Origin of the sequence: Marinomonas colpomeniae, from assembly GCF_014803385.1 — a bacterium.
Lineage (GTDB): Bacteria > Pseudomonadota > Gammaproteobacteria > Pseudomonadales > Marinomonadaceae > Marinomonas > Marinomonas colpomeniae.
The window spans coordinates 15,254-27,649 of the sequence record NZ_JACYFC010000008.1; the positions used below are offsets into that span (position 1 = coordinate 15,254).

8 protein-coding genes and 3 tRNA genes are annotated in these 12,396 nt (G+C 44.2%); all 11 read left to right on the plus strand.

What is annotated here, in order from left to right; translation table 11 throughout:
* Positions 1-42 precede the first annotated feature (42 nt).
* The 11 genes from IF202_RS16405 (at position 43) to rpoC (ending at position 12,261) form a co-directional block, all read left to right on the plus strand.
* Positions 43-117 (plus strand) — tRNA-Gly (locus IF202_RS16405).
* A 2-nt stretch (positions 118-119) separates the two neighbouring features.
* Positions 120-195: transfer RNA gene (locus tag IF202_RS16410), tRNA-Thr, on the plus strand.
* A 116-nt stretch (positions 196-311) separates the two neighbouring features.
* A tRNA-Trp gene (locus IF202_RS16415) sits at positions 312-387 on the plus strand.
* Positions 388-427: 40 nt separating this feature from the next.
* The gene (secE, locus tag IF202_RS16420) at positions 428-796 is read left to right on the plus strand and encodes a preprotein translocase subunit SecE (RefSeq protein WP_191596007.1); all 369 of its coding nucleotides are present in this window, start codon (positions 428-430) and stop codon (positions 794-796) included.
* A 9-nt stretch (positions 797-805) separates the two neighbouring features.
* The gene (nusG, locus tag IF202_RS16425; protein ID WP_191596008.1) at positions 806-1,339 is read left to right on the plus strand and encodes a transcription termination/antitermination protein NusG; all 534 of its coding nucleotides are present in this window, start codon (positions 806-808) and stop codon (positions 1,337-1,339) included.
* 48 nt (positions 1,340-1,387) lie between these two features.
* Complete coding sequence (gene rplK, locus IF202_RS16430; RefSeq protein ID WP_191596009.1) at positions 1,388-1,822, plus strand: 50S ribosomal protein L11; 435 nt, start codon at positions 1,388-1,390, stop codon at positions 1,820-1,822.
* On the plus strand, positions 1,822-2,520 hold the full coding sequence (rplA, locus tag IF202_RS16435; protein WP_191596010.1) for a 50S ribosomal protein L1: 699 nt from the start codon (positions 1,822-1,824) through the stop codon (positions 2,518-2,520). The genes rplK and rplA overlap by 1 nt, the downstream gene beginning before the upstream one ends.
* Before the next feature lie 231 nt (positions 2,521-2,751).
* Positions 2,752-3,252 (plus strand): 50S ribosomal protein L10, encoded by a 501-nt coding sequence (rplJ, locus tag IF202_RS16440; protein WP_191596011.1) that lies wholly within the window; start codon positions 2,752-2,754, stop codon positions 3,250-3,252.
* Between the two features lie 81 nt (positions 3,253-3,333).
* Complete coding sequence (rplL, locus tag IF202_RS16445) at positions 3,334-3,705, plus strand: 50S ribosomal protein L7/L12 (RefSeq protein WP_191596012.1); 372 nt, start codon at positions 3,334-3,336, stop codon at positions 3,703-3,705.
* A 187-nt stretch (positions 3,706-3,892) separates the two neighbouring features.
* Complete coding sequence (rpoB, locus tag IF202_RS16450) at positions 3,893-7,993, plus strand: DNA-directed RNA polymerase subunit beta (RefSeq protein WP_191596013.1); 4,101 nt, start codon at positions 3,893-3,895, stop codon at positions 7,991-7,993.
* A 65-nt stretch (positions 7,994-8,058) separates the two neighbouring features.
* Positions 8,059-12,261: a DNA-directed RNA polymerase subunit beta' gene (gene rpoC, locus IF202_RS16455; RefSeq protein ID WP_191596014.1), complete on the plus strand. Its 4,203-nt coding sequence runs from the start codon at positions 8,059-8,061 to the stop codon at positions 12,259-12,261.
* The last annotated feature ends 135 nt before the right edge of the window (positions 12,262-12,396 follow it).

Below are 12,396 nucleotides of genomic sequence, written 5' to 3' on the forward strand. Positions count from 1 at the left end.
ACGAAAGTTTCGGTGGTTCGAATCCACCTCCCTCCACCAATTGCGGGTATGGTATAGTGGCTATTACATCAGCCTTCCAAGCTGAGGAGGCGGGTTCGATTCCCGCTACCCGCTCCAATGCTCATGTAGCTCAGTTGGTAGAGCACACCCTTGGTAAGGGTGAGGTCGGCAGTTCAAATCTGCTCATGAGCTCCAACAATTTCAATGCAAAGAATGGGTGGTTTTACCGCCTTTTTTATTGTCTGTTTTTTGGGCAGGTTCCCTTGCAAGTTATTGCATATTCGGGTACCATCCTTCGCCCATACGAATGTAGGCCAATAGTTCAATTGGTAGAGCACTGGTTTCCAAAACCAGCTGTTGGGGGTTCGAGTCCCTCTTGGCCTGCCATCTTTCGTATCCTATTTTTTTGTTAGGGATCACCTAAAGTATGAGTTCTAGTACTGAAGCTCAATCATCTCGCGGAGATGTATTTAAGTGGGCAATTGTTGTTCTGCTAGTTGCGGTCGGCGTGATTGGTAATAACTTCTATTCCGCTGAATCACTATTGTATCGTTTAATTGCTATCTTGGTATTGGCTGTTGTTGCTGGTTATGTTGCGTTACACACTGTGAAGGGTCAGTCTTTTTTTACTTTAGCAAAAGAAGCTAAAACTGAAATTCGCAGGGTTGTGTGGCCAACTAGGCAGGAAACTGTGCAGACAACTTTGATAGTGTTGGCGGTTGTTGTTTTTATGTCTCTCGTACTGTGGGGAGTAGATTCGTTCCTTGGTTGGGTCGTTTCTTCGGTAATTAGTTAGGAGTTGCTCGTGACCAAACGATGGTATGTAGTACAGGCGTACTCAGGGTACGAAAAGCACGTAATGCGTTCGCTTATTGAGCGAGTGCAGGTTATGGGGCAGGAAGAGAATTTTGGCGACATCTTGGTTCCAACCGAAGAAGTGGTTGAAATTCGAGATGGCAAAAAGCGCAAGAGTGAAAGAAAATTCTATCCGGGCTATGTTTTAGTTCAAATGGATATGAATGATGCCTCTTGGCACTTGGTTAAAGCTACTTCGCGTGTTTTGGGGTTCATTGGTGGTACGAAAGATAAGCCATCTCCAATTACAAGCCGTGAAGCGGATGCTATTTTACAGCGAGTTAGTGATGGTGTTGATAAGCCTCGTCCTAAAACGTTGTTTGAAGTGGGTGAGGTTGTTCGTGTTAACGAAGGTCCATTCGCAGATTTCAACGGCGTTGTTGAAGAGGTTGATTACGATAAAAGTCGAATCAAAGTGGCGGTGCTTATTTTTGGGCGCTCGACACCAGTTGATTTGGAATTTAGTCAGGTCGAAAAGGCCTGATTTGTTGAACGGGTAGCCTCACGGCAGTGACCCAATTGGAGTTGAAAAATGGCTAAGAAAGTCCAAGCTTATATCAAGCTACAAGTTAAAGCGGGTCAAGCGAACCCAAGTCCACCAGTTGGTCCAGCACTTGGTCAACACGGTGTGAACATCATGGAATTCTGTAAAGCGTTTAATGCGAAAACTCAAGGTGTTGAAGCTGGTCTTCCTACGCCTGTTATAATCACTGTTTACAGTGATCGCAGCTTTACATTTGAAACTAAGTCTACTCCTGCTTCTGTACTTCTTAAGAAAGCAGCTGGCTTGAAAAGTGGTTCTCCACGTCCAAACACTCAGAAAGTTGGTACGGTTACTCGTGCTCAGTTGGAAGAGATTGTTGTTGCTAAGCAGGCTGATTTGACTGCTGCAGATATGGATGCGGCAGTTCGTACTATCGCTGGTAGCGCGCGCGCTATGGGTCTAGACGTAGAAGGTGTTATCTAATGGCTAAATTAACTAAACGCGCTCGTTTGATCGCTGAAAAAGTAGAAGTTGCGAAATTGTACTCTGTTGAAGAAGCAGTTGCTGTTTTGTCTGAATTGTCTACTGTTAAATTTAAAGAATCTATCGATGTATCTGTAAACCTAGGTGTTGATCCGCGTAAATCTGATCAAGCTGTTCGTGGTTCTACAGTATTACCTCATGGTGCTGGTAAAGACGTTCGCGTTGCTGTTTTTGCACAAGGTGCAAATGCCGAAGCTGCGAAAGAAGCTGGTGCTGATGTTGTTGGTTTTGAAGATTTAGCTGAGCAAGTTAAAGCTGGTAATCTAGATTTTGACGTTGTTATCGCTTCTCCGGATGCGATGCGTATCGTAGGTCAACTAGGTCAGATCTTAGGTCCACGTGGTCTAATGCCTAACCCAAAAGTTGGCACAGTAACGCCTGATGTTGCTACTGCAGTTAAAAATGCAAAAGCAGGTCAAGCTCGTTACCGTACAGATAAAAATGGTATTATTCATGCAGCTATCGGTTCTATCGAATTTACTGCTGAATCTATCAAAGGTAACTTAGAGGCATTGATGTCCGACTTGCGTCGCGCAAAACCTGCTTCTGCTAAAGGTGTTTACCTTAAGAAAATAACCTTGTCCTCAACAATGGGTCCAGGTATACAGATTGATTTAGGTACGCTTAGCTCTAAGTAAGTATCTAAGTTGAAAGCTTTGGGGTCTACCTTCATTTTTTGAAGAGTAGAACGTCAAAGACCGCAGGAACCCTTTGGGGTTTAATGAAATGTTGAAAAATATTTGTCCTGCGCAGATGGTGTGGCCCGATTCAGATTTATTGGATCTAACTCACCAGCAAGTACTTCGAGCAATCGAAGAGTTGGTAAAAAAATAGGGGAATTTATTCCCTGCTAATCCAGGAGAAAACCAATGGCATTAGGTCTAGAAGACAAAAAAGCCATTGTCGCCGAAGTTAGTGAAGCTGCTAAAACTGCATTGTCTGCAGTCGTTGCTGATTCTCGCGGTGTTACCGTGAGCAGCATGACTGCGCTTCGTAAAGAAGCGCGTGAAGCAGGTGTTTATGTACGTGTTGTACGTAATACATTGGCTCGCCGTGCAGTTGAAGGTACTGACTTCGAATGTCTAGCTGAGAGCTTTGTTGGTCCTACGTTGATCGCTTTCTCTAACGAGCACCCAGGTGCGGCCGCTCGTTTGATGAAGAAATTCGCGAAAGATAACAATGATTTTGAAGTGAAGGCGTTGGCGTTCAACGGTGAGTTGATCCCAGCTGGCGACATTGATCGATTGGCAACACTGCCTACATATGACGAAGCTATTGCGAAACTGATGAGTGTTATTCAGGGCGCAACAAGCAAGTTTGTACGTACTCTTGCAGCTGTTCGCGATCAAAAAGAGCAAGAAGCGGCATAATACGGTTTACCGTAGTCCTTCTTGATAAATATTTTGTTTTATTGCCTTCGGGTAATTATAAAAATGCTAGGAATCTGAGTCATGGCTCTAACTAAAGAAGATATCATTAATGCAGTAGCAGAAATGTCTGTAATGGACGTTGTTGAACTAATTTCAGCAATGGAAGAGAAATTTGGCGTATCTGCCGCTGCTGGTGTAGCTGCTGGTCCTGCTGCAGACGCTGGTTCAGCTGCTGAAGAGCAATCTGAATTCGACGTTATTCTTACTGCTGCTGGCGATAAGAAAGTAAACGCAATTAAAGCCGTTCGTGCAGCGACTGGTCTTGGCTTGAAAGAAGCTAAAGCTATCGTTGACGGCGCTCCAATGGCTGTTAAAGAAGGCGTGTCTAAAGAAGACGCTGAAGCTCTTAAAGCAGCTCTTGAAGAAGCTGGTGCATCTGTCGAAATCAAGTAATGATACTTGTATTTCCAGATTTCGACCAATAGTCGAAATGGCTGGTGACTTTTGTCACCGGCCTTTTTGGGTTTTCTGAAACTCAAATAAAACTTAAAAGAATTTTCAAATGGGAGATAGTGCTCCCATATATGGTAAGGCCTGATTTGGGCCTTTTGCGTCAATGTGCACAAGCTGGGGAATGCTGATGGCCTACTCATATACTGAGAAAAAACGTATCCGTAAGGATTTCGGTAAACTGCCGCCCGTTTTGGATGTGCCATACTTGCTGGCAATTCAGCTTGAATCCTACCGTAATTTTTTGCAAGAAGGTAAATCTCTTGCAGAGCGTGGGGAATTAGGTCTGCATGGGGCTTTTAAATCTGTCTTTCCAATGGTTAGCTTTTCTGGAAGTGCGGCGCTTGAATACGTCGATTACCGTTTAGGCAAGCCTGTATTTGATGTTAAAGAGTGTCAGTTGCGTGGTGTTACCTACGCGGCACCTTTGCGTGTTCGTGTCCGACTTATCATTTATGATAAAGAGTCGTCCAACAAGGCAATCAAAGACATCCGAGAGCAAGAAGTCTACATGGGTGAAATTCCACTTATGACAGATAATGGTACCTTTGTAATCAATGGTACTGAGCGAGTTATCGTTTCTCAATTGCATCGTTCTCCTGGTGTGTTTTTTGATCACGACCGTGGCAAGACGCACTCTTCAGGTAAATTACTGCATTCTGCTCGCGTTATTCCTTACCGTGGTTCATGGTTGGACTTCGAGTTTGATCCAAAAGATTGCGTATTCGTTCGTATTGACCGTCGTCGCAAACTGCCTGCAACTATATTGTTGCGTGCGTTGGGTTATGGAACAGAAGAAATTCTAGATGCATTTTTTGATACTACTCGTTTCTATTTGAAGCGTGATGGTTTTGAAATGGATCTGGTAGCAAATCGACTTCGTGGCGAAACTGCTTTGTTTAATATTGCAGATTCAAATGGCGAGCTTATCGTTGAAGAAGGTCGTCGTATTACGGCTAAGCACATTCGCGTTATGGAGAAAGCGGGTCTTGAGCGCTTATCTGTACCGCTTGAGTACATGCTTGGTAAAGTGACGGCGAAGAATTTGACGCACCCTGCAACGGGTGAGTTGATTGCTGAAGCGAATACTGAATTGTCTGTTGATCTATTAGAAGCACTAGTTGCTTCTGAAATCACGGAAATAGACACACTTTATACGAACGATTTAGATAATGGTCCATTCATTTCTGACACGCTTCGTATTGATCCAACCAGTAATAAGCTGGAAGCATTGGTAGAAATCTATCGTATGATGCGTCCTGGCGAGCCACCAACCAAAGAATCAGCTGAAGGCTTGTTTCAAGGTTTGTTCTTCACAGAAGATCGTTATGATTTGTCTGGCGTAGGTCGAATGAAATTCAACCGTCGTTTAGGTCGTGAAGAAGATACAGGCGCTGGTGTACTAAATAACGACGACATCGTTGCTGTTCTAAGAACTTTGCTAGATATCCGTAATGGTAACGGCATGGTTGATGACATCGATCACTTGGGTAACCGTCGAGTGCGTTCTGTTGGTGAAATGGCCGAGAACCAATTTCGTGTTGGTCTTGTACGTGTAGAGCGTGCAGTGAAAGAACGTCTGTCTATGGCAGAAGCTGATGGCCTAATGCCACAAGATCTTTTGAACGCTAAACCTGTTGCAGCGGCAATTAAAGAATTCTTTGGTTCTAGCCAGTTGTCACAGTTTATGGACCAAAATAACCCGCTTTCTGAAGTGACACACAAACGTCGTGTTTCTGCATTGGGGCCCGGTGGTCTTACGCGTGAGCGTGCTGGTTTTGAGGTTCGTGATGTACATGCCACTCATTATGGTCGTGTCTGTCCAATTGAAACACCTGAGGGACCAAACATTGGTCTAATTAACTCTCTGTCTACTTATGCTCGTACGAACAGTTATGGTTTCTTAGAGACGCCATACCGTAAGATTATCGACGGCAAGATGACAGATGAAACGGTTTATATCTCAGCAATCGACGAAGCGAAATATGTTATCGCACAGGCTTCTGCGAATGTTGATGGCGAAGGCCGTTTGGTTGATGAGTTGGTTCAGGTGCGTCATATGCACGAAACAACTTTGATTCCCAAAGAAAAAGTAAATCTAATGGACGTGTCACCTCGTCAGGTTGTTTCTGTAGCGGCGTCTTTGATTCCGTTCCTTGAGCATGATGATGCTAACCGTGCCTTGATGGGATCTAACATGCAGCGTCAGGCTGTACCAACACTTAAGGCTGATAAGCCGGTAGTAGGTACAGGTATGGAGCGCAATGTAGCAAAAGACTCTGGTGTTTGTATCGTTGCCAACCGTGGCGGTGTGATTGAGTCTGTTGATGCAAGTCGTATCGTTGTTCGTGTTAATTCTGAAGAGACGATGGCAGGTGAAGCCGGTGTAGATATTTATACACTGACTAAATATGTTCGTTCTAATCAAAATACCTGTATCAATCAGCGTACTTTGGTAATGAAAGGTGAGAAGGTTGCGTCTGGCGATATCATGGCGGATGGTCCTTCTGTTGATATGGGTGATTTGGCTCTTGGTCAAAACATGCGTATTGCTTTCATGCCTTGGAATGGTTTCAACTTCGAAGACTCGATTCTAGTTTCTGAGCGCGTTGTTGAAGAAGATCGATTCACGTCGATCCACATTCAAGAGTTAACATGTGTTGCTCGTGATACGAAGCTTGGGCCAGAAGAAATTACATCCGACATCCCGAATGTGGGTGAAGGTGCGCTTTCTAAATTGGATCAATCCGGTATCGTTTACATTGGTGCGGAAGTTGAGCCAGGCGACATTCTAGTTGGTAAAGTGACGCCTAAGGGTGAAACACAGCTAACACCTGAAGAGAAGCTTCTACGAGCTATCTTTGGTGAGAAAGCGTCTGACGTGAAAGACACGTCTCAGCGAGTTAAAACTGGCACACGCGGTACTGTTATCGACGTGCAAGTATTTACTCGTGATGGTATCGACAAAGATGATCGTGCTAAAACAATTGAAAAATCGCAGCTTGATCAAGTTCGTAAAGACTTGAATGAAGAGTTCCGTATTGTTGAGAAAGCAACGTTTGAACGTTTGGCTGATGCTTTAGTGGGTCAGCAAGCTGAAGGCGGTCCTAGCTTGGCTCGTAATGCGGTTATTACGGAAGAATACTTATCTAATTTAGATCACCCTGAATGGTTTAAGATTCGTGTTGCTAATGAAGAAGCAAGTGAGCAGCTTGAAAAAGCGCAAATTGCTTTAATTGAGCGCCGTAAAGAGCTTGATGCGAAATTTGAAGATAAAAAACGTAAAGTACAAACTGGCGATGACTTGGCGCCTGGCGTTCTTAAGATCGTTAAGGTTTACGTTGCTATTAAGCGTCGTATCCAGCCGGGTGATAAAATGGCCGGTCGTCACGGTAACAAGGGTGTAATCTCTAAGATCATGCCTGTAGAAGATATGCCGTACGATGAGAACGGTGACCCTGTTGATATCGTGTTGAACCCGCTTGGTGTTCCATCGCGTATGAACGTTGGTCAGGTGCTAGAAACTCACTTAGGTGCAGCCTCTAAAGGGTTGGGTCGTAAGATTAATGAGATGCTAGCCGTTGAACGTGAAAAAGCAGAAGCAGTTGCTGAGCTACGTGTTTTCTTAGATGAAATCTACAATGGCTACGAAGGCGATTTGAAGTGCGCACGTACAGAAGATTTGGACAGCTTTACAGATGAAGAAATATTGACCTTGGCGGGCAACCTTAAAGGTGGTGTTCCAATGGCGTCTGGTGCCTTTGATGGTGCAAAAGAGTCTGAAATCAAACGTATGTTGCGTCTAGCTGGAATCAATGAAAGTGGACAGGTTAAGTTGTTTAACGGACGTACAGGTGATGCTTTTGATCGCCCTGTGACAGTTGGTTACATGTATATGCTTAAGTTGAACCATTTGGTTGATGATAAAATGCACGCACGTTCTACTGGTTCTTACAGCTTGGTTACTCAGCAGCCATTGGGTGGTAAAGCTCAATTTGGTGGTCAGCGTTTCGGAGAGATGGAAGTTTGGGCGCTAGAAGCATACGGTGCCGCTTATACTCTTCAAGAAATGTTGACAGTCAAATCCGATGATGTGAATGGTCGTACGAAGATGTATAAAAACATCGTCGACGGTGATCACAGAATGGAACCTGGTATGCCTGAGTCCTTCAATGTATTGGTTAAAGAGATTCGTTCTCTTGGTATCGATATCGAGTTGGTTGCGGATTAAGCACGAATCACATTTGACCTGCTGGGGAGTAAAACTCCCTGGCCTTATCAGTGGGGCGAATATACATGAAAGACTTATTGGGTCTTCTAAAATCACAGGGACAATCTGACGAGTTTGATGCAATCCGTATTGGTTTAGCATCACCGGAGATGATTCGTTCATGGTCTTATGGCGAAGTTAAAAAGCCTGAGACTATTAACTACCGTACGTTCAAGCCTGAGCGTGACGGTCTGTTCTGTGCGAAAATTTTTGGTCCTATTAAGGACTACGAATGTTTGTGTGGTAAATACAAACGTTTGAAACACCGTGGTGTTATTTGTGAAAAATGTGGTGTTGAAGTTGCTTTGTCTAAAGTGCGTCGTGAGCGCATGGGGCACATTGAACTTGCATCACCAGTAGCACATATTTGGTTTTTGAAATCTCTTCCATCACGTATCGGTCTTATCATGGATATGACGCTACGTGATATTGAGCGTGTTTTGTACTTTGAATCTTTCATTGTGATTGATCCAGGTATGACAACGCTTGATAAAGGGCAGTTGCTGAATGATGAGCAGTATTTTGAAGCGCTAGAAGAGTTCGGTGACGAATTCGATGCCCGCATGGGTGCTGAAGCGGTTCAGATGTTGTTGCGTGATTTAGACATGCCTGAAGAAATTAACCGCATGCGTGAAGAGCTAAGCAGTACGAATTCTGAAACCCGTATTAAGAAGCTTTCTAAGCGTCTTAAATTGGTTGAAGCTTTCTATCATTCTGGCAATAATCCTGAGTGGATGGTGCTTGATGAATTGCCTGTGCTTCCACCAGATCTTCGTCCATTGGTGCCTCTTGAAGGTGGCCGTTTTGCGACGTCTGATTTGAACGATTTATATCGCCGTGTAATTAACCGTAACAACCGTCTAAAGCGCCTACTTGAGCTTTCGGCTCCAGACATCATCGTACGTAACGAAAAGCGTATGTTGCAAGAGTCTGTTGATGCCTTGCTTGATAATGGTCGTCGTGGTCGTGCGATTACAGGTTCTAACAAGCGACCTCTTAAATCTTTGGCTGATATGATCAAAGGTAAGCAAGGTCGTTTCCGTCAGAACTTGCTAGGTAAGCGTGTTGATTACTCTGGTCGTTCTGTAATCACGGTTGGCCCATCGTTGCGTTTGCATCAGTGTGGTCTACCTAAGAAAATGGCACTTGAGTTATTCAAACCATTCATTTTCTCTAAGCTTGAGCTTCGTGGCATGGCTACGACAATCAAAGCGGCTAAGAAAATGGTTGAACGTGAAACACCTGAAGTGTGGGATATTCTTGATGAGGTTATCCGCGAACATCCAGTTATGTTGAACCGTGCGCCAACACTTCACCGTTTGGGTATCCAAGCGTTTGAACCTATGTTGATCGAAGGTAAAGCGATTCAGTTGCATCCACTAGTGTGTGCGGCTTATAACGCCGATTTCGATGGAGACCAAATGGCGGTTCACGTTCCGCTGACAATCGAAGCGCAAATAGAAGCGCGTGCTTTGATGATGTCAACGAACAACATATTATCTCCAGCAAACGGTGAGCCTATCATCGTACCTTCTCAGGACGTTGTATTAGGTCTGTACTACATGACTCGTGAGAGAATCAATGCCAAGGGTGAAGGCATGGCGTTCTCTGACATCAAAGAAGTACACCGTGCGTATGGTGCTAAACAAGTTGATTTGCAAGCTAAAGTAAAAGTACGTATCAGCCAAGTTGATACGACGCTTGATGGCGATAAAGTGCCGTCTACTTTCATTGCTGACACTACTGTTGGTCGTGCTCTGTTGTTTGATATTGTTCCTGATGGCCTACCGTTCTCTGTGGTTAACCAAACCATGAAGAAAAAAGCGATCTCTAACTTAATCAATGAGTGTTACCGTAAAGTTGGTTTGAAAGAGAGTTGTGTTTTCGCTGATCAGTTGATGTACACAGGTTTCGCTTACGCGACAGTCTCTGGTTCATCTGTTGGTGTGGATGATTTTGTTATTCCGCCAGAAAAAGCTGACATCATCACGAAAGCAGAAGCGGAAGTAAAAGAAATCGAATACCAATATGCAGATGGTCTTGTAACGCAAGGCGAGAAGTACAACAAGGTAATCGATTTGTGGTCTCGTACTAACGAAACTGTTACTGAAGCAATGATGACAAACTTGGCAAAAGAAATGACTGTCAATAAAGCAGGCGAAACGGTTGAACAACAATCTTTCAACTCTGTTTACATGATGGCCGATTCTGGTGCCCGTGGTAGTGTTGCTCAAATGCGTCAGTTGGGTGGTATGCGTGGTTTGATGGCGAAACCAGATGGTTCCATCATCGAAACTCCGATCACTGCAAACTTCCGTGAAGGTTTATCAGTACTTCAGTACTTTACCTCTACACACGGTGCGCGTAAGGGTCTTGCTGATACGGCATTGAAAACAGCTAACTCTGGTTACCTAACTCGCCGTCTTGTTGACGTAGCGCAGGATTTGGTAATTACTGAGATAGATTGTGGTTCTACGAATGGTATTGTTGTAAATGCCATGATTGAAGGCGGCGACGTTGTTGTTCCTCTAGGTCATCGTGTGTTAGGTCGTGTAGTGGCTCAAGATGTTGTTGATGCTAAAGGCAATCCAGTGCTTTCTTCCGGTACTTTGATTGATGAGCATGATGTTCGTACGATTGAAGCGGCTGGTGTGGATGAGATGATTATCCGTTCTGTTATTACTTGTAATACACGTCATGGCGTGTGTGCTAAGTGTTACGGACGTGATTTGGCTCGTGGACATCAAGTTAATATCGGTGAAGCAGTTGGTGTTGTTGCGGCTCAGTCTATCGGTGAGCCAGGTACTCAGTTAACAATGCGTACATTCCACATCGGTGGTGCGGCTTCTCGTGCTTCTGCTGTTGATAGTGTTCAAGTTAAGAGTGCCGGTACTGTTCGTTTCCATAAAATGAAGAGTATTGAGCGTCATACTGGTCATTTGGTTGTGGCATCTCGTTCTTCTGAGTTGGCTATCGCTGATGAAGCAGGTCGTGAGAAAGAGCGTTATAAGCTTCCTTACGGTGCTGTATTGAGTGTACGTGAAGGTGATGCAGTTGCAGCAGGGCAAATTGTTGCTAACTGGGATCCGCATACACACCCAATCGTTTCTGAGATGGAAGGTCGTCTAGAATTTAGTGGTATGGAAGAGAATGTTACTATTCGCCGTCAATCGGACGAAATGACAGGCCTTACTACCATTGAGATCTTAGAAGTCAGAGATCGTCCAGCAGCAGGTAAGGATTTGCGTCCTATGATTGCTGTTGTAGATGCAGAGGGTAACCCTGTATTGATTCCTGGTACGGATTCTCCTGTACAGTACATGCTTCCTGAGAAAGCCTTGTTGAGCCTAGATCATGGTGCAACAGTAAAATCGGGTGAAGTACTTGCTCGTATACCTCAAGAATCTATTGGTAACAAAGATATTACCGGTGGCTTGCCGCGAGTGGCAGACCTATTCGAAGCACGTCGCCCTAAAGATCCAGCTGTGATGGCTGAAACTACTGGTGTAGTTAGCTTCGGTAAAGAAACAAAAGGCAAGATTCGTTTGGTTATTACGCCACAAGATGGCAGTGATCCAATTGAGACTTTGATTCCTAAATGGCGTCAAATCAACATATTTGATGGTGAAGAAGTAGCTAAAGGTGAGATTATTGCCGATGGTCCTCTAAGCCCTCATGATATCTTGCGCCTTAAAGGTGTAGAGGCTTTGGCTGATTACATCGGTAATGAAGTGCAAGAGGTTTACCGACTACAAGGCGTTGTGATTAATGATAAGCATATTGAAGTTATTGTTAATCAGATGTTACGCAAAGTAGAAGTTGGTGAATCTGGTGATACGGATCTGATCCAAGGTGACCAAGTTGAGTTTACTAAACTTCTAGATGCAAACGAGAAAGCTGAAGCAGAAGGTAAATTCCCTGCTAAGTATGAACGTGTGCTTCTAGGTATCACCAAAGCTTCTTTGGCTACTGAGTCCTTTATATCAGCAGCATCTTTCCAAGAGACAACTCGAGTTCTTACGGAAGGTGCGGTAACTGGTAAGAAAGATCACTTACGTGGCTTGAAAGAAAACGTTGTTGTGGGTCGCTTGATACCAGCAGGTACAGGTTTGGCTTACCACAATGAGCGCAAGAGAAAGAAAGAGCTTGCGCTAGCAGCGAAGGAAGGAAGTTCAGCAGTAAGTGCATCAGATGTGGAAGAAGCATTGAGTGCAGCACTGAAAGACTAACTATTTGCTGTTAAATCGCAAGGGAGGTGATTTTTTAGTCGCCTCCCTATTGACTGTTTTATAGGCGCAAATTAAACTTGCGCCACCTTAATTTTGGCGATTTCCGCTAAAATATTTGGATTTGTGGAGCTTGTC